This window comes from Leptospira sanjuanensis (assembly GCF_022267325.1).
Lineage (GTDB): Bacteria > Spirochaetota > Leptospiria > Leptospirales > Leptospiraceae > Leptospira > Leptospira sanjuanensis.
Genome location: NZ_JAIZBG010000001.1, coordinates 987,339 through 1,008,379, shown reverse-complemented (window position 1 = coordinate 1,008,379; position 21,041 = coordinate 987,339). Strand labels below are relative to the sequence as shown.

The 21,041-nt window shown below is 45.8% G+C and carries 22 protein-coding genes and 1 pseudogene; 15 read left to right on the top strand and 8 right to left on the bottom strand.

The annotated features are described in order from the left end of the window. Positions 1-68: 68 nt before the first annotated feature. Positions 69-1,148: an NHL repeat-containing protein gene (locus LFX25_RS04615; protein ID WP_238729194.1), complete on the top strand. Its 1,080-nt coding sequence runs from the start codon at positions 69-71 to the stop codon at positions 1,146-1,148. A gap of 86 nt (positions 1,149-1,234) precedes the next feature. Here the strand turns inward: LFX25_RS04615 and LFX25_RS04610 are convergent, their stop codons facing one another. Next, complete coding sequence (locus LFX25_RS04610) at positions 1,235-1,621, bottom strand: DMT family transporter (protein ID WP_238729193.1); 387 nt, start codon at positions 1,619-1,621, stop codon at positions 1,235-1,237. 76 nt (positions 1,622-1,697) lie between these two features. On the opposite strand from LFX25_RS04610, the gene LFX25_RS04605 reads away from it, so the two are divergent. After that, entirely contained in the window at positions 1,698-2,534 is an 837-nt protein-coding gene (locus LFX25_RS04605) for an alpha/beta fold hydrolase (protein WP_238729192.1), read from the top strand. 80 nt (positions 2,535-2,614) lie between these two features. Here LFX25_RS04605 and LFX25_RS04600 read toward each other — a convergent pair whose 3' ends face one another. From LFX25_RS04600 to LFX25_RS04590, 3 genes are all read right to left on the bottom strand, one after another. Then, entirely contained in the window at positions 2,615-2,914 is a 300-nt protein-coding gene (locus tag LFX25_RS04600) for a hypothetical protein (RefSeq protein WP_238729191.1), read from the bottom strand. A 463-nt stretch (positions 2,915-3,377) separates the two neighbouring features. Beyond that, entirely contained in the window at positions 3,378-4,097 is a 720-nt protein-coding gene (srp, locus tag LFX25_RS04595) for a sigma factor SigX-regulated lipoprotein (protein WP_238729190.1), read from the bottom strand. 150 nt (positions 4,098-4,247) lie between these two features. Continuing rightward, positions 4,248-5,144, bottom strand: a complete 897-nt coding sequence (locus tag LFX25_RS04590) for a hypothetical protein (RefSeq protein ID WP_238729189.1) — start codon at positions 5,142-5,144, stop codon at positions 4,248-4,250. A 44-nt stretch (positions 5,145-5,188) separates the two neighbouring features. Here LFX25_RS04590 and LFX25_RS04585 point away from each other — a divergent pair, with 44 nt between their 5' ends. Together LFX25_RS04585 and rsx are read left to right on the top strand one after the other, a co-directional pair. Beyond that, on the top strand, positions 5,189-5,737 hold the full coding sequence (locus LFX25_RS04585; protein WP_238729188.1) for an RNA polymerase sigma factor: 549 nt from the start codon (positions 5,189-5,191) through the stop codon (positions 5,735-5,737). After that, a complete protein-coding gene (rsx, locus tag LFX25_RS04580; RefSeq protein ID WP_238729187.1) occupies positions 5,734-6,786 on the top strand; it encodes an LIMLP_03685 family anti-sigma factor in 1,053 nt (350 codons plus the stop codon). The genes LFX25_RS04585 and rsx overlap by 4 nt, the downstream gene beginning before the upstream one ends. Positions 6,787-6,790: 4 nt before the next feature. Here the strand turns inward: rsx and LFX25_RS04575 are convergent, their stop codons facing one another. Next, a complete protein-coding gene (locus LFX25_RS04575; protein WP_238729186.1) occupies positions 6,791-7,099 on the bottom strand; it encodes a DUF1272 domain-containing protein in 309 nt (102 codons plus the stop codon). 167 nt (positions 7,100-7,266) lie between these two features. Here LFX25_RS04575 and LFX25_RS20915 point away from each other — a divergent pair, with 167 nt between their 5' ends. From LFX25_RS20915 to LFX25_RS04530, 10 genes are all read left to right on the top strand, one after another. Beyond that, positions 7,267-7,599 carry an LIC10965 family protein gene (locus LFX25_RS20915; RefSeq protein WP_406600473.1) on the top strand — a complete coding sequence of 111 codons (333 nt, stop codon included), beginning with the start codon at positions 7,267-7,269 and terminating at the stop codon, positions 7,597-7,599. Positions 7,600-7,654: 55 nt separating this feature from the next. Beyond that, a complete protein-coding gene (locus tag LFX25_RS04570; protein ID WP_238729185.1) occupies positions 7,655-9,988 on the top strand; it encodes a TonB-dependent receptor in 2,334 nt (777 codons plus the stop codon). Between the two features lie 9 nt (positions 9,989-9,997). Continuing rightward, a complete protein-coding gene (locus LFX25_RS04565; RefSeq protein ID WP_238729184.1) occupies positions 9,998-10,399 on the top strand; it encodes a hypothetical protein in 402 nt (133 codons plus the stop codon). Between the two features lie 359 nt (positions 10,400-10,758). Continuing rightward, positions 10,759-10,938: a tautomerase family protein gene (locus tag LFX25_RS04560; RefSeq protein ID WP_238729183.1), complete on the top strand. Its 180-nt coding sequence runs from the start codon at positions 10,759-10,761 to the stop codon at positions 10,936-10,938. Between the two features lie 59 nt (positions 10,939-10,997). Next, on the top strand, positions 10,998-11,768 hold the full coding sequence (locus LFX25_RS04555) for a YdcF family protein (RefSeq protein ID WP_238729182.1): 771 nt from the start codon (positions 10,998-11,000) through the stop codon (positions 11,766-11,768). A 100-nt stretch (positions 11,769-11,868) separates the two neighbouring features. After that, the gene (locus tag LFX25_RS04550; RefSeq protein WP_238729181.1) at positions 11,869-12,264 is read left to right on the top strand and encodes a cytochrome c maturation protein CcmE domain-containing protein; all 396 of its coding nucleotides are present in this window, start codon (positions 11,869-11,871) and stop codon (positions 12,262-12,264) included. Positions 12,265-12,285: 21 nt separating this feature from the next. Beyond that, positions 12,286-14,475, top strand: coding sequence for a heme lyase CcmF/NrfE family subunit (locus tag LFX25_RS04545; RefSeq protein WP_238729180.1), 2,190 nt, complete (start codon positions 12,286-12,288; stop codon positions 14,473-14,475). A 95-nt stretch (positions 14,476-14,570) separates the two neighbouring features. Continuing rightward, positions 14,571-15,113, top strand: a complete 543-nt coding sequence (locus LFX25_RS04540; protein ID WP_406600517.1) for a cytochrome c-type biogenesis protein — start codon at positions 14,571-14,573, stop codon at positions 15,111-15,113. Continuing rightward, positions 15,113-15,526 (top strand): zinc ribbon domain-containing protein, encoded by a 414-nt coding sequence (locus LFX25_RS04535; RefSeq protein WP_238729178.1) that lies wholly within the window; start codon positions 15,113-15,115, stop codon positions 15,524-15,526. The genes LFX25_RS04540 and LFX25_RS04535 overlap by 1 nt, the downstream gene beginning before the upstream one ends. Before the next feature lie 134 nt (positions 15,527-15,660). Next, complete coding sequence (locus LFX25_RS04530; RefSeq protein WP_238731501.1) at positions 15,661-16,296, top strand: hypothetical protein; 636 nt, start codon at positions 15,661-15,663, stop codon at positions 16,294-16,296. 4 nt (positions 16,297-16,300) lie between these two features. Here the strand turns inward: LFX25_RS04530 and LFX25_RS04525 are convergent, their stop codons facing one another. Then, positions 16,301-18,229 (bottom strand): hypothetical protein, encoded by a 1,929-nt coding sequence (locus LFX25_RS04525; RefSeq protein WP_238729177.1) that lies wholly within the window; start codon positions 18,227-18,229, stop codon positions 16,301-16,303. A 2-nt stretch (positions 18,230-18,231) separates the two neighbouring features. Then, complete coding sequence (gene hisE / locus LFX25_RS04520; protein WP_238729176.1) at positions 18,232-18,510, bottom strand: phosphoribosyl-ATP diphosphatase; 279 nt, start codon at positions 18,508-18,510, stop codon at positions 18,232-18,234. Between the two features lie 176 nt (positions 18,511-18,686). Between hisE and LFX25_RS04515 the strand changes: the two are divergent. Further along, positions 18,687-19,463: pseudogene (locus tag LFX25_RS04515) on the top strand (thioredoxin fold domain-containing protein); the annotation flags it as partial. A gap of 138 nt (positions 19,464-19,601) precedes the next feature. On the opposite strand, the gene LFX25_RS04510 reads toward LFX25_RS04515, so the two are convergent. Continuing rightward, entirely contained in the window at positions 19,602-21,029 is a 1,428-nt protein-coding gene (locus LFX25_RS04510; RefSeq protein ID WP_406600516.1) for a UDP-N-acetylmuramate--L-alanine ligase, read from the bottom strand. Between the last annotated feature and the right edge of the window lie 12 nt (positions 21,030-21,041).

Genomic DNA, 21,041 nt, shown 5'->3' with positions numbered 1-21,041 from the left:
AAACGTTTTTCCTATCGTAATTTTTTCCGGGACGATTATTCTGGAATCGTTTCGTTCGGACAAACGCGATGATCCACAGAATTCTTTTCTTATCATTCTTCTTAATTTCCTGTTCCGCGGAACCGGTCTATAACCCGAGCATTCTAATGAGTTCGGCTTGGTTTGAAAACACGGTTCTCGATTGCATTCTTAAAGAATGTTATTTGTGCAGAATGAAAGTAACGAACAATCCGGCGGTCACGGTGTTTGCCGGAACCGGAGCGGCCTCCAGCATCGACGGAACCATCGCTACGGCTTCGTTCCAAAACCCGTTCGGAATCGAATTGGATTCGTTCGGGAATATCTACGTTACGGAGCAAAATGCGAACAAGATTCGCAAAATCGTTACCGCAGCCGGCTTCGTCACTTCTTTAAGCACCAGCTTCACGTTAGGCGATCCGGCCGGTATCAAATACGACTCAGTCACCGGAGATAAATACGTTTCGTGCAAAAGCAGCGCGCAGATTTACAAGATCAACGCGTTGGATCAATTCACTTTGTTTGCGGGGAGCCCCGTCGGCGCCGCAGGATTACAAAACGGAGACAATTCCGGAGCTTTGTTCAACGGCCCCTTCTTTATGGATTTCGACCGAGAAAGGAATTTATACTTGGGAGAACTCGGCAATCGCGACATTCGAAAATTCAATCTAAACTTTCAATCGGTCAGCACGTTGTCGGGAAGTTCCTTGGGATATCAAGACGGCGACGTCTTAACGGCCTTATTCAAATCTCCGATCGGCGTCGTTTACGATCGTAAAAAGAATTCTCTGCTGGTTGCGGACATTCAAGATCATCGAATTCGCAAAATCAATCTGGATACGATGCAGGTTTCCACACTGTTAGGAACCGGAACGGGTGCAAGCGTGGATGGAAACGGAACAAGCGCTTCTTTCAACGGCCCCGCCCATATCGCCTTGGATAACAGTGGAACGATGTTTGTTTCGGACTCGGTTTCGAACAAAATCAGAATCGTCGATCCCGATCTCAACGTGACGACGATCGCGCATACGTTTCAAGCGATCGGTGTCGTTAAGATCGACTGTGCCAATCAAAGACTACTTGTCGCGGATTCGACGGCCAATCAATTGTTTGAAGTGAGATTTCAATAAAAGAACGGGAGAATTCTCCCTTTCGGTCGATGATCGATTTCTTATTAACTCGAAGCGATCCGTTCTTCTTTAACAATGACAAACGATCAAGACTTAGCTTCGAACATGTTGGCCGCACAAAGCCAAACGCCCGCCATAATCAAAACGATTCCCGCCCATTGCGGCCAAGTCAGTCTCTCTTTGAATGCGATGGAGGAAACGATCAAAACGATGATAAAACCCGCACTCGTAAAAACCGGATAGGCGAGCGAAAGTTTTAATCCCTTCCCTAAAACGAAACGATAACCCAACAAAGCCAACCCGAACGAAGCTAATCCGCCGATAAAGATAGGATTGAGAATCACTTGAAGAATACCGGCTATACCTTCGGGTTTCTCACTCGCATCGCCGAGTGAACTCGCCTTAATGAGAATGTTAGCCAAAGCGTTAAACGCAAGAGCGATGATAAAAACGATAAGAACTTGAATCTGCATAAGAAGCTCCGGTTTTGGCTTTACGAAAACCAGTTCACCGAAGGAGTTGGAAAGATCAAGGTCAAATCTCTCCTTTATGCTCAGAAAAACCTTTTCCTTCAGGGGACTGAATCTTTCTTATATCGATACCGAACCGGATTTTCAAAACGATCGGGTAGTTCTTCTCTGTCACGCCAACGGATACAGCGCCCTCACCTATCGCTATTATATCGAAGAACTTTCAAAGACACACCGAGTGATCGCGCTGGATTTTGCGGGTCACGGGGAATCCGATTCGACTCTCGATTTTAAGAATTGGTATTTCTTCCGAGATCAAGTTCTTGCGTTGATCGAGGTGGAAAACTTGCGGGATATTATCGGTGTCGGTCATTCTTTGGGCGGTGCGAGTCTTATTCTTTCTTCGTATCATTCTCCCGAAAAATTCAGGAAAGTGATCGCAAACGATCCTGTTGTATTAGATTTTTTGAAAGTAACATATTCCCGCCTTTTTCACAATCCGCTCGCAAAAGTCGCGATTAAACGAAGAAGGGAATTTAAGAATCTCGAAACGGTTTCCAAACTCTACAAACGAACGCCTTCTTTCTTTAAGATGGATGCGGAAATCTACGACGACTACATCCGAAGCTGTTTTCGAAGCGGACCGAACGGAGAAGCGATTCTGCGTTGTTTGCCGGAAGTAGAAGCGAAGATCTTCGATTCCGTAAGTTATTTGAGTTTGTTCCAATACGGAAGAATCAAAACGGAAACGCATATCACGATTCCGGAGCCGCACGAGGTATGTTCTCCGAAAGGAGCGAAACGAATTCAATCCGGAAACTCGAAATCGACTTTGGAGATATGGCCGGGAACGACTCACTTCTTTCCGTTTGAGGAAAAACAAAAAACTCTGCAAAGAATTTTAAGCGTTCTCTAAAAGGAAAATTTGGCAATGTCCCGAGCGGGTTTCGTAGTATTAAACGGAAACCCGTATGTTCAAAGCCCTCAGGTATTATTTTATTGGATCGATTGTTTCAACCTTTCAATAAGAGAATCGTAATTACTCGACATACCCTGACACACCTGTGCGTTCGCCTCGAGCAACCCTACACTCTCCAACAAAACACCGATCAACTTTCTTCTTCCAGAACGATATTGATCCTGATCCGCCGAAGGCATTCCCGGCTTTCCGAGAGTTTTCCATTTTTCACATTTCGGCCCGAGATCCGAGCAGATTCTTGCTTCCAAGTCCGAACAAGGCTTACAACCGATCGAACCAATCGCCAACAAGGCGGTGAGAAATAGTATTTTTTTCATACGATGCTCCGAGTGAGATTTTTTTTCGTCTACGATTCGACCAAAATACGCGTTAAGCGAAACCTTGATATTTTTCGATCGTTTAACTGCCGGGACAACGTATTCGCAACGCCGAACGCGGCAAATTCCTTTTTCATTTTCCTTACTATTTTAGATCAGTTTCGCCTAATGTATTTCATTCAGGCGGCGACTTAAAAATCGGGAAACGGCCCGAATTCGATCAAAAGTTATAAACAATAAGCAACGATCTATAATTGGTGTTCTTAGAGACGACTTCTCGGGAAATCAAATCTATAATCTGAACTGACATCCAAGACGAGGATTCAAGAGGAATAAAAAACTTACGATCAGGCCGCAATCAAAATCGCACTTTCGAGAACGAAGACGCGAATGATGGATTGAGAAAATTCGCATGCCGAAATTCGATGTAACTTCGAATCTCGGCATACGGAGAAACTCTATATTATTGGCCCCCGAAGTAAATCTTATAGTTAATGGTCGTATCGACTGCCTTTCCGTCAAATAGGCCGGTGACCTTTACGTGTTCTTCCAAAACTCCTTTGAATTTTCCGGTTTGATATTCTGTTCGGGTATAAACCGAATCGTTTCTTGTAAAGGTAATATCAAAAGTAGGAAAGGTGATTCCGTTAATGGAATAATTAGACGATTGAATTCGATCTGTGCCGGAATTGATAGAAGTAAAGACGTTACCCGAAGTCGACGAGTTGAATCTTTGATTCAAAGATCGTTTCAAAGTTCCGTTATAGGTCAGCGGAACCGGAATCGCATTTCCGTTAGGACCGACACCGATCGAATTTTCTTTGCAATTATCGTAACTCCAAAGTAGATCGTTTCCGGTGTTACCGGTGGCTCCACCCGTCAAAGTTCCGTCAATTGTCTGTGACCCGCCCAATTGACAAGCCTGAGTAATGACTGCGGCAAACGGATTATACAAAGGATCAACGTCGCCCAAGGCTCTTGCGTTCGAATTCGCATCTGCAGGCAAAGGATAAAGGGCTGAGAATAATTGACTTACTTGCGAATTAAGCTTTTGATCGGAACTTATTTGTGCCAACAGTGCAAGTGCAGCGACGTCATTCGAATCGTCTTTTTTAGACTGGCCGCAAACAATCGTTCCAATGAGTGAAACAATCACCAACATAAATTTTATATTTCTCATCATAGATTCTCCTTTTTACAAAATCTATGAATGAATACGGAGACACCTCGTATCTTCGCCAAAAAAATTGTATAAAGTAAATTTTTGATCGTGCGCGTTTTTCGTTCTTAGGGATGAAAAGGCATAAATCGAATTCAGTTTTAAGAGTTGATCCTAAAAAACCCAGGTGATGGCGACCGAAGAAGTTCTCCCTCCGTCGCTTGTAATCAAGCGGACACTTTTAATATTCCCTTCGATTAAATTCGCGCTACCGAACACGATGTCCAAGGTCAAAACCGTTACGAGCGCAAGCGCATAAAATTCCTTCTGCCGATTGAACTCGGAATCCTCCATCACGTGACCACGCTGCGTAACGACAAGGTGTGGAGCCTGCATATTAAAATACAAGACGGGAATCCCGTTGGCGCTTGCATTTAATCCAGAACTGATGCTTAAGAGCCATGGAATCGTTGCTTCTGAAGAAGGGCCTGAAGGAGCCTGATAGTAACGTTCCGGTTTTGCAAAAAATTCGAAACCTCGATACAAAAGATACAACTCCGATGCTGCGATGATCCCGCCCGTCGCTTTCACTTTGTAATCGTCCGAAAGCAAAAGCGGCGACCAACCTGGAATCAACGCCTGCAAACGGTAATACCGATTCTTTATTTTAGGCTCTGCAAGCATTGTCGCATTATTTTCTGCGGGTTCCACGGTTTTCGAAGGTAACGATTCCGGGGAAAGCGGACCGGTGTTCTCTCGCGTTTTCACAGGAGAACGATCCTGTAACTTGGAAATTTTTTCTTTCCGAATCTCTTTGGGATCCTTTTTGGCGGGGAATTCCGGCAAAATAGATTCCACCTTTGAAAATTCGATGACTTGAGTTTCTTTTCCGATTCGGATTTCAACCGAATTGCCATTCTTCATCGTAATCTTATCGGCTTTAATTCGTTTCCCATCTTTCAGTATTAGAACGTCCGCGTTCAAATCCAAAGAGAACAAAAGCGGGGGGATCAAAAGAAAAGTTATAAAATAATATTTTTTGTCAAAGCGGGGAAAAATTTTGGCAAGCATGCAAACGTCCATTCGTAGTAAGACTTGGAAGTGCTTCTCCACGGATGAGTGTAAATTTAGACAACGTTGAATACCTGTATAAGAGTTACTATAATAAACTCAAGTTTTTCTTTCTAAAGTCCGGAATTACCAACGAGACTGCGGAAGAATTATGCCAGGAAACTTTTATCAAGGTGCACAACCATCGTGAACGATTCGATTCGAGCAAAGGATCGGAAAGCACGTGGGTATATTCGATTGCGAGAAACGAGTTAATCGACTACTTTCGAAAAAGTCGAAAAGAAAAAGACCTCGTCGAATTTTCTTCTTGGGAGAATTTAGTTTCTTCTTACGAAACTTCGGCGTATAAAATGGAAGAAGAGAAACTTTTATTAGAAAAATTATCGAAATCCATACATTTACTCAAAGAACCTGAAAAATCGATCGTGATTCTTCATTGTATACATGGGAAGTCCATCGCGGAAACGTCTTCCCATACGGGAATCGCACAAAGAACCGTTAGTAGAAGATTGGTTTCCGCACTAACGCTTTTAAGGGAAGAATTAAAAACATCCGGAATCGACGGAAGCTGGCTGCAAGGAGGGAAAGAATGAAAGAAAAATCAAAACAAATTCTGCTTCAGCTTTTCTCCAACGCATCGGACTCCGAAAAACTTTCAAAGGATCTAATGAACGATCCTGAGGCGCAAAAAGAATATTTTGAATTGATGCGCGTCAAAACGCTCTTGCGCTCTCTCGATCCGAATCAGTTCCCGATTCCTCCTAAGAGTATGATTTCTCCTTGGAAGAAAACCGGAGTATTTTTATCGGCAGCCGCTTCTCTATTTTTCGTTTTTGGAATATTCTTATTTTATCAAACGCGAGAAGATTCTTACAAAATCGCGGTAAATTTAAAAGCAAGTCAGGGAATCTGCGAACACAACGCCTCGTCAAATTTTCAAATTGAACTGTCCACAAAGAATCAATCCTTTTGTGATCTGACATTGGACGGACTTGGAACCTTCTCGCTCCGACTCTTTCCGAACACGCTCACATCGATCGAATCGAAAGGAAAAACGTTGAGAATCTCCGTTCACAGCGGTTCGCTCCTGTTTTCTTCCGTTCACAAACCGGAAGGGATCTCGGTCGAAGCGAATAGTCCTCATATCCGCTCCGTCTTGCTGGGAACTTCCTTGTTGGTTTCCGCGATTCCGGATAAAGAAAGAATTCTATTGATCGAAGGAAAAATCGAAGTTCAATCTATAAACAGCACCGAAACGGAACAAGTCATCCGAATGGATGCGGGATCGATCGCCGAACGCACTGTCGATTCTTCGCAGAACGCGCCTACTACGATCCAGATCGGTCCGTTATCGTCCAAAGAAGAATCCGTTCTACGCTCTCAGCTCGATTCCTTACAAAAGATTCGGGAAAACAAGTCGCTTAACAAATACGAACCGACGGATTTGGAATCCTTCCGAAAGATCGAGGAATCGGAGCAAAAATCCTCCCGTCCCTACGTTCAGATCAAGACGAACGACGGAAAGATCAAGGAAGGTTATTTGATCGAGATCGGAGATCATTACACGATCAGCACGATCGACGCAGGACAAATCCGAATTCCGCGATCCGCGATCGTCGAAATGTCCACTCTGAGAAAATAATCGTTTAACGCTGATTTGGCGGAATTTCCGAAAGTTTCTTTGCGAATGCCAGATGTTCGGTCGCATTCACGGGTCTGAATTTCTTTTTGGCGCTTGCCGGATATTTTCCCAGATAATTATCCCCTTTCCAATTACGTACGGGTCGAATCGGACGGGGAACAAAATTTCCTCCGCAGTTCGGACAAATATCCATCAGATATTTTTCGTTGCAGGATACGCAAAACGTACATTCGAAAGAACAAATCAAAGCTTCCGTCGATTCGGGAGGCAACGGCTTCTCGCAATTTTCACAGATCGGTCTCAACTCCAGCATACGCACCTCGATTCGACTTTTATAGCATAGACATGAGTTGGATGAAAACCGCAACCGTCTAAGCATAAACCGCAAAAAAGCGGAAACGAAATCAAGAATCTTTCATTTTTGATTTTACAGTTTTGACGCTCTTACTAATATTGGTTTATCATTAGCGATAACTTAGAATGATCGGCAAAGGTTTCAAATCCGGATTTCTTGTTCTTCTGCTCGTCGTTTCGATGGGAAAGGAGTTTCATACCCATGCTGAAATAGAGATCTCCAACCTTTCTCACGAATCCTACTCTTCCCATCAGGAAACGAAAACATCCCCGACTTGTCCGATCTGTCAGTTCCAACGGGAGTCCCATTCGTTTTGGAATCCCGATTTTTTAATCCGAAGTTCTTTTCCTGTTCTGCAAACTGAGAAATTTCCTTTTTCACGGATCTTCGTTTTATCCTTTGATCTCGATCCGATACGTTTAGGCCGCGCTCCCCCTCTTTCACTCCCGCTTATCTAAAGAATTCGATTTCGTTTCGTTTTGATCGATTAGGACGTTTGTCCGGGAGTTTCGCTTGAAAAAGCAATTACAGTATTATTTTAGAATATTCTTATTTTCTATTTTTCTTTCCCCGTTTTCCATTTTCGCCTTGGATGTCGCTTTAACGGGAAGCGTCAAAGATAAGGAAGGGAATCCCGTTCCCAACGCTCGAGTTCTCATCCAAGAATCGAGAAAAAGCGCGGTTAGCGACGACAAAGGAGAGTTCGTCTTGGACCACGTTCCTCCCGGGAAATACACATTGATCGCGATCGCGAGGGGATATCATTCCGAATCCCTCTCCGTCACGATCGGTGAGAAGGACCAGAAGATTCAGTTCGCATTAGCAAAAAGTTCTCTTGACGAATCGGCGATCAACGTCACGGCAAAATCGACGATCTCGGACTTTTTGACTTCTCCGCAACCGATCACGGTTTTGTCGGGTAGACAACTCGATCGGCAACGCGGCGAAACCGCCATGTCCGCGATCAACAACACTCCCGGTGTTTCCAACCTAACCACGGGAGCCGGGACTTCCAAACCGATCATCCGAGGTTTGACGGGGCAAAGAGTTCTCGTCATGACCGACGGAATCCGCCAGGAAGAACAGCAGTTCGGGGACGATCATACGGTCGAATTAGACGCTTTTAATATTCAAAAAATTGAAATCATCCGCGGTCCGGGAAGTTTGCTCTACGGTTCGGACGCTCTCGGAGGAGTGGTCAACGTCATCCGCGACAAGGCTCCTCTCAGCGGAGAAGGCGTTCCGAGAATGGCCGGGATTTTCAATTCTAACAGTTATTCGAACAACAAACAGGACGCGGGCAATTTCGCCGTCTTCGGGAACATAGACGGTTTCGGTTATCGCGCCAGCTCGAACACGCGTAAAGCGGGAAGAATTACGACACCGAACGGAACGATTCCGAACACGGGTATGATCGAAAAAAACCAGAGCGCTTCGATCGGTCTCGACGGCAAATGGGGAAACTTTTACGTGGATTCGTTTCGAAGGGAACAAACCCAGGATTTATTCGACAATCCGAACGAAAATCCCGGATCCACGGTTCATCAAAAACTTCTGCACGAAAAATCACATTTTCATTCTTTTCTAATATTCTCCGCAGGTAATCTGGAACTCGATTTTTCGTATCAGAGAAACAACCGTAGAGAAATCGAATCCAAAAACAAACTTCTTCCGATCAAGGACGTTCTTTTGGACGAATCCGTGGACGTTTTCGACAAATCCTTTCAATACTACCAGGCAACTTCCCGTGCGAAATACCAAGGATTGAATCTTTTTCTCGATACTGCGACCGCGGACGCTAAGTTTCATCACAAACCTATATTCAATTTTTTGAAAGGAACCTTCGGCGTTTCCGGTTTGGAACAGAAAAACAGAACGATCGGAACCGAACCCTTGATTCCCTCCTACGGAATCGTGAACGTGGCCGGTTATTTTTTGGAGGAACTCAAACTCGGTTCGGTTACGTTGAGCGCGGGAGTTCGAGGGGACAAACGATCGGCGGATATCCGCAACAACGCGGCTCTCGGAATCACGGAACAAACCAAAAATTATTATGCGACAACCGGTTCCGCGGGGCTCGTCTGGAGAATCGACAAATCGTTTTCGACGGTTTTAAACTACGGCCGAGGTTTTCGCGCCCCTACCCCGTTCGAACTTTTTTCCAACGGAGTCCACGAAGGGACCGGAAAATTCGAAATCGGAAAGGACACCCTCAAACCGGAATATTCGAATAACTTGGATCTGTCGTTCCGATACGCTTCTTCCCGGATTCAAACCGAGATCAGCGCATTTCAAAATCACATTCAAAATTTCATATATGCCGCAAGCATCGCGGAGATCGATCCGGAATCCGGTCTTCCGAAATACAAATACAAACAGGGAGACGCGATGCTCCGAGGGGGAGAATTCTCGATCCAAGCAGAAGTCACCCGCAAACTCGTTCTTTCCGGCGGGATCGATATCGTTCACGCTCGAAATCAGAACGACACGAATCCTCTTCCGAGAACGACTCCGAACCGCGCGCGCGCCGGTCTCCGTTGGACGGAGGAATCCCTTTGGGGCATGAAGAATTTTTACGTTTCGATCAACGGAAGATTTTACGATTCCCAATACCGGGTCGATCCCAAAGAAACCCCGAGCAAGGGTTACAATCTTACGGACATCGGACTCGGTTTCGAACTTCCGTATTTCGGAGACGGAACGTCCAAACCGACCGTCGATCTCAGCGTACAAAACGTATTCAACGTCGCTTACGTGGATCATTTGAGCCGCTACAAAGACTACGCTCTAAACCCCGGAATCAACGCGATCCTCAAAGTCTCGTTCCCGTTTACTGTCATTCAATAGGAGAAGAAGATGAAACAGTACATTCTAATATTCTTAATCGTTCCGGTTTTATTCTGTCAAAATAACAAGGAAGAATACGATCGGGATCAGGCGATCCGTCTTCTTGCGAGCGCGTTCAACGAAACGAAAGCGGATTGCGTCTATTGCACGGACACGCAGGCGTTCCAAGGAAACTGCACTTGTTTTACGGAAATTCCCGTTTGGAGCTGTCAGGGCTATTCTTCCGGAAGACAAAAATCCAACTCGATCAAGGTTTCCTGCGCCGAATTGACTTCGAAAGGAATTTGGACCGGAGACGCGGAAGCTTCTGAAGACGAAGAAGCTCCGAAAACGACGGGTGCGAAATCCTGTTCTTACTTGACTTGTCCTCTTGAAGCGTATCGAGCCGCATTTACTCCGGATGGAATGTAACACGACCTGTCGAGCGAGACGCTGAGTTAAAAGAGCGATTTAATCAAAATCCGAAGAAACATCCGCGTTGACTTCTGCGAAGCGGAAACGAAGCTCGATGCGTTAGGGATCGACGCGGGGTCAAGTTATTGAATTTTAAAATCCAAGTTTCAAATTCGAAAAATCTTACAATAACTTGACCGAAGCAGAGAGCCCGGTCCGCGCATGGATCGGTATTTTCTGCTTATCTAGGATCGTATGCGCGGAAACGCCCAACCGTTTTTAGAGCGCGCAACGATCCTGATTTCAAAAACCGATTTACAATTTCCGTCCGCTCGTCGCAATGAAGCATATCATTTCACGCGGAGCCGTTTTTTACCATGCCTTACGTCAACTTACAAGTCGCCGGTCCTCTCACTCGCAAACAAAAAGAAGAGATCGTTAAAGAATTTTCCGAAACGTTGCATAGAGTAGCGGGAAAACCTCCCGAAGTCACATACATCGTCATCGAAGAAGTCGCCAAAGAAAATTGGGCGGTCGGCGGAAAACTGCTCGAATAAACTCCGCTTCTTTCGTTAAACAAACACAGGAGCCGGGACTTCCAATCCCGGACGAATCTATGTCCACGATCTTATTCTCCATTTCCAAATTAGCCACGCTCGTCTTATTTCCTTTGTCCTTGGTTCTTCTGATTCTTTTGTTCGTCGGAGCGAGGCTTAAGAACTGGAAGGAAAAATTCTCCGTTTGGATTCCGGTTCTTTTTCTTTGGATCTTATCCACGAGCACCGTTTCGCAAACTCTGATCCGATCCTTGGAGCTCTATTATCCCCCGGTTTCTTTGGAAAAAGTTCCGAAGGCGGACGTAATACTCGTGTTAGGCGGTATGGTTTCCACGTTGAGCGTTCACGACGAACCCGTGGAATTGTATAACACAGCCGAAAGACTCACCGAGACGGTCAGGCTTTACAATGCCAAAAAGGCTCCGAGAATTCTATTTTCCGGAGGGTCCGGAAATCTTTTTTATCAAGAAGTTCCCGAGTCGGAACCGGCCGGACGATTTTTAAAACAGATGGGAATCCCGAGTTCTTCCCTGATTCTGGAATCGAAAAGCCGAAACACGGCGGAGAACAAGAGTTTTGCGATGGAGTTACTCAAAGAACGCGGCTGGACTTCCGTGATTCTGGTGACTTCTTCCTTTCATATGAAACGTTCCGTGGAAATCTTTCAGGAAAAAGGGATCACGATCATCCCCTTTCCCACGGATTTTAGAACGCAGAAGGCGGTTTTGACGTTGGACAACTTTTTCCCTTCCACTTCCTGTCTCGAAAACTCCACGATTTCGATCAAGGAATGGATCGGAATTCTCGTTCACAAGATCAAGAATTCCTAAACTTCGATCGGTGCGGAATAAAACGGGGATATTTCCACTTTTCTCCCTCCATCCGCTCTGATTTCATGGTCTAAAACGAAAAACATTCGGAATTTTTACGATGAACATCAAATTTACGGTCCTCGCGGGAATCATTCTCGTTTCCCTCGGCTCCATCGCCTACTTCTCCTCCAAGGAAACCTCTTATACCTTGCTCGACGCTTCCGAGCTCGCCGCTTCTCCCGTCAAATACCAAGACGATCTTTTGAGAGTGAGAGGATTCGTGAAACTCGGTTCCGTGGTTCGTGAAGGCAAAACCGCAAAGTTTATCTTAGAATTCAACGAAAAGCAGATCCCTGTTTTTTTCACGGGAGAATCCCTTCTTCCAGACGCGTTTAAGGAAGGAACCCGTGCCAGAGTCGACGGTTATATGAAGGACGGCGTTCTCGTTTCCGATCACGTGGAAGCGAAGTGCGCCTCCAAATACGAAGCCGATTATTCGGAAGAAAACAAGTAAAAAGGATTCCAATTTTTTAATATGAATGATTTCGGCGCGCTCTGCATCATTACGTCCTTTGCAATCCTTCTTTTTTCGATCGCTCAAACCTCTTACGGAATCTGGAAACAGGATAAAAAAGCGATCGAATTGGGAAGATACACGTTGATGGCAAACACCGCCGTCATTCTTCTCGCGTTTACCGTTTTACTCGTTCAACTGTTTAGAACCGATCTTTCCAACTACTACGTGGTCATGCATTCCAACGAACACCTTCCGTTGTTTTACAGACTGACCGGGATTTGGTCGGGTTCCTCCGGTTCCCTTCTGTTTTGGAATCTCCTTCTTTCCCTGTTCACATTCATCGTTCTCTGGCAAACGAGAGAGTTCGTTCAGGATCGAATCCCGATCCTAAATCTCACGTTAGCCGTAATCGCGGCGTTCTTTTCGTATCTCGCCGTTTTTTATCCCGACGCCCAACCCTTCCGCGAGTTTCAACCCGCCGCGGTCGCAGGCCGAGGACTCAACCCTTTGCTGCAGCACTGGGCCATGGTCATCCATCCGCCGATTTTGTACGTGGGTTACGTGAGTTTTGCGATTCCGTTCGCGATCGCCGCTTCCGCTTTGATCACGGGACATCTTTCCGAAAACTGGTTTCGTTTCGTAAGAAGATGGACGATCTTTTCCTGGTTCTTTTTGGGAACGGGAATTCTCCTCGGTTCCAAATGGGCGTACGAAGAATTGGGCTGGGGCGGTTATTGGGCTTGGGACCCTGTCGAGAACGCTTCGCTTATGCCTTGGTTGTTATCCACCGCCTTTCTTCATTCCATGATCATTCAGGAACGAAGAGGAATGTTAAAGTTTTGGAATATGCTTTTGATCATCCTCGCGTTCCATTTCTGTTTATTGGGAACCTGGATCACTCGAAGCGGAGTTCTCGAAGGACCGCACAGCTTTTCCAAATCCACGATCGGAACTCCTTTCATCATCTACATCGGAATCAGTTTCGTTTTCTTTCTCGGCTTTTTGATATACCGCAGAAACGCCCTCAAGCCGGAACGCAATCTCGAAGCCATGACTTCCAAAGAGGGAAGTTTTCTTTTTAACAACTTTCTACTCGTGATCGCGACGCTCGCGATTCTGCTCGGCGTATTTTCCCCTCTTTTGTATGGAAGAGAATTCAAGGCGCCTTGGTTCAACTCTTGGGGTGTTCCGTCCGGAATCCTTTTGATTCTGCTCATGGGTTCGGCTCCTCTTCTTGCTTGGAGAAAAGGCGCGGACAAGATTTTCTTTTCCACTCTCTTCAAACCGTTGTTAGTCGGAATCGCCGGAGCGGGCGCATACGTTCTTTTTTACTCGCAGAACTTTACGATCAGCGACTACAGCCTCGGGGACGTGTTGGGCGAAGTTTATTCTGTGATCGCCGTCGGTCTCGGAATTTTTACGATCGCGGGAATCGCACAGGAATATCATCGGGGAATCACCGCACGCAAGGCATCGTATCCTGGAGAAAACTATTTCTTTGCGGGCTTTCGTATGCTTCTCAAAAACAAAAGAAGATACGGAGGTTATCTCGTTCACTTGGCGATGGTGATCTTGTTTATCGGCTTTGCGGGGAACGCATTCAAACAAAACACGTCCATTAAGTTTTTCTACTTTTTGAACCCTCCGGAAAAGAACGAAATCGTCTATTCCAGTCAGGATACGGGAGTTCTCGGAAACTATCAGATTTCCGCGAACACTCTTAAGATCAAACCTCTCGTAAACGGGGACGCGAAGAACGGTCTGAACATTCAGAACGTGATCGTTTCCCATGAAGCCACGTTTCAAGTCAAACGTCATTTGAAAGAATTTTCCACGATGGTTACGGAACGAAGATTTTATCCGCAGATCTCGCATTTGAGCGGGGACTTTGAAACCCATATCCCCACAAGCGAACCTTCGATCACTTCCACACCGAAGGAGGATTTGTACATCCAGCTCGGAGCCATCGAACATTCCGATCTCTCGGATGAAAATCCCGATCTTCCTCTTTTGTTTATGAATTATCTGTTCACGAGCGAGAATCAACCTGTACGCAAACTGGAGAATTTCAATCGTTTCCCGAGACAGATCGTAGCAAACCTTGAAGTCTGGGTAAATCCTCTCGTAAAATTCATTTGGGCCGGTTCCATTCTGTTCTTCTTGTCCGGACTTTTGATTCTTCTTCCCATCGGAGAATCTAGATCATGAAAACGGTATATTCTAAAATTATAATTCGATTTAAAAATTCCGTTTTGATTGCGGCCTTGTCCGTTTTGTCGATCCCGATTTTGACCGCGACCTTTATGCCCCGCGCGGCTTTCTCGGCCGCGTTCGCAGATTCCACATACACGAATCTGACGGAACCGGATCAGATCCGAACCTTTCACGAAGTCACCTCGAAAATCCGCTGCATCTGTATTCCTTCGATCACGATCAAAAGTTGTTCGTTTAACAATTGCACCGTCTCCGCAAAACTGAAACTGTTCATCGAAAACAGGATTCGAAAGGGAGAAACCGCGGATCAGATCGTTCACAAGATGGTCAACGGTTTCGGCGAAGAAGCTCTTACCGATCCGGTCATTCAAAAATTCGTGGAAGCCGGCAACACAGGAATGGCGAACTCGGTCGTGTTCGGATTCGGCGAGAATATTCTTGCGACCCCCGATTCCACCTGGATCAATCTGAGTCTGATCCTCGCGGGCTTACTCGGATTTCTTCTCATCTATTTATACTTCAAACGCAAAAGCCCGGCCTCTTCCGCAAAGGTAGAATCCGGTAAGGCCGCTCAACAAGGACAAGATTCTTTTCAAAGATATCTTTCCGAAATACAGGAAAAACAGAAATAATGGATCTTTTACTCATTCCATTTTACGTCATTCTGATCGGAATCGTAGTAGCTCCCTTCGTTTATATCCGATATGCGATCGACGCAAAGACCTCCGAAAGCGAATCCGAAAAACTCGAGCTCATCAATCGGAGAGAAGTGATTCTCGAAAACTTACGCGACATCAAGATCGAATTCGATACGGGAAAATTGACGGAAGCGGAATTTCAGACGATCTCCTCCGGAATCGTCAAAGATCTGGAAGACTTCGACGAAAAGATCCGTACGATCGCGCAGAACATTCCGAAACCTCAGGTTACTGCGACCCCGAATACCGGCGAACTTCTTCCGAAATACTGTCATGAATGCGGCTTTAAAATCGAAATCTACGGAGCGAAATTTTGTCCTTCGTGCGGAACAAAACTGATCGCCTGACGAAAAACGGCGATCGCCGAACACCGGAATTGCGGGAACGGACCGCAACGGAACGCGCGCATACGCTGAAAGCGACGTATGATTCGGAATCGGCCGTTGTTCCCGACCAAAGATCCAATAAATTTTCGTTTTTTATAATATACTCATGCTTTTATTTTTGCTCGATCGTGTTTCTCGCAGGATGCACCGGCAAGAATCTCAAACTTCAAGGTGAACCCGATCGTTTATCCGAACTTCCGTATTACGGAGCGGGTTTTTACGTTTCCGCGTCCAAGGTGGAAAAGGACGACCTGGAAGAAATCCGAAAGGATTTGAAAAACGAACTCGCTTTACGCGTCCCGAAAGATCGAGTCGAACGCTGGAAAGAAGTCGGCGGTTTAAACGGCTCCGAAGGAATTTATATCCTGTTTCAAATCGTACCCGAAACACGTGTATTACCCGAATTTTTGGACTTTCAATTTTCCTTAAACGAAAAAACGGCCGAAAAAACTTGGAGCTATTACGTTCAAACGTTTACGGCAAGGGTTCGCAATTCCCGCTTTTCGGCGCTTCCCGTTTACGGAACGTTCGGCTATCCGTATCACACCGTTCCTCCGGGAGTTTATCCTTCGGGTGCGATTCTTTACGATTCGGACGTCGTCGCGGACACCGAACACGTCTATCGGTTTCTGATTCGTTTTCCGAAGGATTCTTTGAATCAAAAACCGCAGAATAAGAATTACTTTCAGGTCGTTACGCCCGCCAAGTCCATTCTACGTTTCGAATATTAGAGTTTTAACGAGTTCCGAAATATTCCCCGGCGAGGCGCTTGTTCAGTTCTTCGTCGTTCATGTTCGAAAACGGAATTCCATACAAGGTTTTCCGATACGATTCCGATACGAACGGATAGGAAAAACCGGCCGGGAATCTCGTTTTAAAATTTCCTTTTCCGAATAAAGCGAAATCGAAGATCGTTTTCCAACGTTCCCTCGTCCAAAGATCCTCTTCGCTTAACAAACGCACTTCGTAATACAAACGGTCAAGCTCCGCGTTCGGCAGAGAAGCGGCCGTTTCCTCGACGTATTCCTTATATCCTTGCGGCAGTAAACGGATGTAATGACCCGGAAACCCCTTCCCCGGCAAACGCGCCAAAAAAGGATCTGTGATTCCCAAAAGATCGATCCAGTGAATACCCGGACCTCCGTAATATCCCGCTAAACCGACATTGGTCGTGATTTGCACCCTTTGCAATTCTTGAAAATCGGTTTGCGCATTAGAACGCGCGATTCCGATCGCATACTGCGCCCAAGGATGCGAATCGGATTTCATTCCGTGCAATCGCCCTTTCAAGGAAACGTTGTCTTGATACGAAGCGCGTTCGTCCACAACGCCTTTTTCAACCCGAACCGGAACGCGACGAAACGCATAGTGCAAAGGAGAAGTCGGGACCGATAAAAAATAAACACAGATAAAAGCGGCGATCGTCCCGATGGTTTTTACGTTCTTCCGATTCGTATCCGCGGTCCGCGGCAACCAAACAAGACTTTGAGCAAACACGGAAACGATCAAACAGGTTCCCAAAAATCTTCCGGCCATAAAATCCCCGCCGACCCAGAGAAGATAAACGAACACGATCGCAATTTCACCGAAAGCGATCGCTAAAATTCCTTTTTCTTGGCGGTTCCATTCGGGAGCCCAAGACTTTTTGTTAAGCGACACAAAGCGGGATAAAAGATTCAGGATCGGATCGACGACGATCCAAAACAAGTGAACGGCAAAAACGACTCCGGCGATCGGGTCCCATTTCAAACTGATTCTTAGATAATCCCATCCCGCGGAGATTCTTTCTACCAAGTTCGACAAAACGTTCGTCTTTGCATAAAACGTATTCGGAAAAAACGAGCCGAAATAAATCCAAGAAAAAATCAGATAAGCGACCCAAGGAAGCATTCCTAAAACGGAATATACTAAAAATGGAATACGGCGGCCTCGAAAGATTCTTCCGAAAAGGAGGAGCCAAGGAAGAATCAAAAAAAGAAGCAGATCCAAACGCGTCAACGCGAGCAAACCGGTCAACAATCCGATTTCGAAGGAATCGGTTTTGATCGAGTTCGAATCCGTCGCAGACTCGGTTTGAGCTTCGTTCCCTACATTCGATCGAAACGAAACGTCCGGCAAAGACGCGTTCCGCGATCGGATCGATTCGTAATTCGTATTCCGCAAAACCGCGAACTTCCGATCCGAATAAATCGCATAAAACTTTATCTGAAACAACAGAAGGAGCAAAAACGACAACGGATTTTCCAAACCGGAAGAATTATAATCCACGAAAGTTCGAGAAGAGAAAAAGATTCCGATTCCGATCGCAACCCCTAAAATTCCGCGTTTCCATCTCGTAAACACAAACCAATACACTGACAAAAAAAGAACGCCGCAGACATAGGACAACAAGTAACCGGTGAGATCGATGTCGCGAACAACCCACTCGATCGGAATCAGCAGAAACAACCAAAGAGGATGTGTGTAAACCTGAACGCGTTCCAGAGGATTCCAACGAATTCCGAAACCGTTCAAGAAGTTATCAACCACTCGAAACGTAATGAACGAATCGTCGCTCAACCAAGCGCCGTGATAAAAGAGAAAGGCATAAAGACTAAGAACGAAAAGAAAGAGAATCGTATTTCCGGAAATTCTCTTGCGAAAGTCGATTTCCGGAAGATTCATTTTTAAGAATGGCGTTTGCGAAGTTCTTCCACGATGTCTTGAAGAGAGAGTCCCTGTTCCACGAGAAGAACCTGAAGATGAAAGAGAAGATCCGCCGCTTCGTGGGTAAGTTCTTTCTTATCCGAATTCTTAGCGGCGATGATGACCTCTCCGGCTTCTTCCCCCACTTTTTTAAGAATCCGATCGACTCCGCCTCGGAACAGATCCGCGGTGTACGATTTATCGGGAAGATCCTGTTTTCTTTTTTTGAGTATGTTTTCCAACTGTAATAAAAATTCCATGAACCCAGGCTTCCTTTCCAAAATCTGCCCCTAGTTTTCCGGGCATCCGCTCCGCCGACAACCGTATTTTTAGGATTCTCCCGAAAGAAAACGCTGGCTAAAGCGTTCGCGAAAGAGTCTTATGATTGAGAATGAAGAATCTACTGTTTCGCGCATCTTTCCTTTTGTTCCTCTGTTTTTGTTTTCCGATCTCCGCCGAAATCCAATGGGAAAAATCGGTGAAGACCGCCTTTGAAAAAGCGAAGACGAACGGCAAACCGATCTTTATCGATGTTTATGCGGATTGGTGCGGCTACTGTAAAACTCTCAAAAACGAGATCTATCCCAAAAAGGAAGTCCAAGCCGAGCTTTCCAAGTTCGTAACGCTTTCCTTAGACGGAGATACGTTCCCGAACTTAAAACGCAAATACGGAATCAAAGGTTACCCATCGATACTTTTTCTCGATCAGAACGGAAGCCTGATCGACAAGATCACGGGGATGCCCGACGCGAAGATGATTCTCAAGTTGCTACGGAACGCATACGCGCGCAGGAACTTGGAAAAAGAATATCTCGATCAGCTGGCAAAAGATCCGAACGGAATCAAAACCAACTTTCAAGTCGGAGTTTATTATTTCGAAGCGAGAGAATACACGAAAGCGATTCAGTTTTTTCAAAAATCTCTCGATTCGAACGAAACGAAGAACGTCGATAAAAAACACGACGCATTATTCAATTTAGGAATTTCTTATCTCGAAACGGGAAATTTTAAATCCGCGCTTGCGACGTTCAACTCGTACGTTGCAAAATATCCGAGCGGAGACCTTTCCTCCATTCTTTTCTTTCGAGCAAACACATACGAAGAGTTGGGTCGAAAGGAAGAAGCCAAAGCGGATTACAAAAAGGTTATGGATCTTACCACGGATTTGGAAGAGAAGAAGGATCTTCAGATTCGAATCGACGCGTTAAATTAAGACCGCCTCATATCGAAGGAATTTTCCGGCTTCGCCGTTCAGCGCCTGACTTATGTGCGAAAGTCGTCAATCATCGGAGTCGAATAATTCGAATTTCGGTAGTTTTGCGAAGCCGATCTTAGGACGCATTCCATAAATCTAATCCTTTAAAAATGCGATTCCCCAGTCTCTTACGTTTCCGGCCCCGAGCGTTACGAATTTGTCTCCGGGCTTCAAGGAATTCTTGAGTAAGGCGACCCCTTCTCCGATTTCTTTGGAAAGAATTTTGGGCGCGACCTTCATCGCGTCAGCGATGAGTTCCGTCGTTACTCCGTCGATCGGATCTTCTCCCGCGGAATAAATCGGCAGGAGATATACGGTTTCCCCGGTGTCCAAACTTTCCGCGAATTCTTTGTATAAGTTTTGAGTACGCGTAAATCGATGCGGTTGGAATAAGATCACGGCCCTTCCGTCCTTTTTCAATCCTTCCATGGATTGTATCACAGCCTTGATTTCGGTCGGGTGATGTCCGTAGTCATCGTAGACTTCGATTCCGTTTTTACTTCCCATATATTCCAGTCTTCTGCTGACTCCCGAATACTCCCGAATTTTTGCGACGAGTTCGGATAAGGAAGCTCCGATTTCGTAACAAGTTAGAATCGCAGCCAAAGCGTTCTTCAAATAGTGTTCGCCTGGATACTTTAAGGAAAACGAATATTCTTTTTCTTGAAACCGAAACGAAAGAATTCCGGAATCGATCGTGTAATACGCGATCCTAGACGAATCGTAATTCGATAAGAAGTTCCTTTCGGCGCCTCGGGCTTCATTCGTTCTCGATCCGCCGTTTTCCGCCTTTTGTGAGGAATCCCTTACGAAATCTCCTTTTGCGTTTTGCAAAGAACTTTCAAAGACGCCGTTCACTTTCGCAAAACCTAATATTTTAGAATGGTCGCCGACCAAAGTCAACGCATCCCGAATCCCGACATCGTCCAGATTCAGAATCAATCTCCGGGAAGCGCGCTCCATATAACGGGCAAACGCGGTCAAAAGATTCTCGCGTGTTTGATAATAGTCCAGATGATCCTCGTCCACGTTCGTGAGGATCCGAATCTCCGCAGAATGATTGTTGAATGTTCCGTCGGATTCGTCGGACTCGAACACTCCCCATTCCCCCTTGCCCCAAGCGCCGCCTTTTCCGTTTAAAAAAGCGACTTCTCCGCCGACCATAACCGAAGGAGACATGCCGCATCGTTCCATTAAGAACGCGGTCATCGCGGTCGTCGTCGTTTTGCCGTGGGACCCCGCGACCGAGATTTGTTTTTTTTCGGACATGACCCGATGCAAAACTTCGGATCGATGCGCGAGCGCGATCCCTTGTTCTCGAAATTTTTTGACTAAAGGATGAGAATCCAATCGGATCGCGGAAGAATATACGGCGAGATCGTAGTCGCTTACGGCGAGCGTATCGGATTTATGCAGCACGGTCGCGCCCGCTTCCACCAGCTTTTCAACGGTTGCCGAATGTTTTCCGTCGTATCCTGCGACCTTGAGTCCTTTGCTCAAAAGCAGAAACGCGAGCGAGGACATTCCCGAACCGCC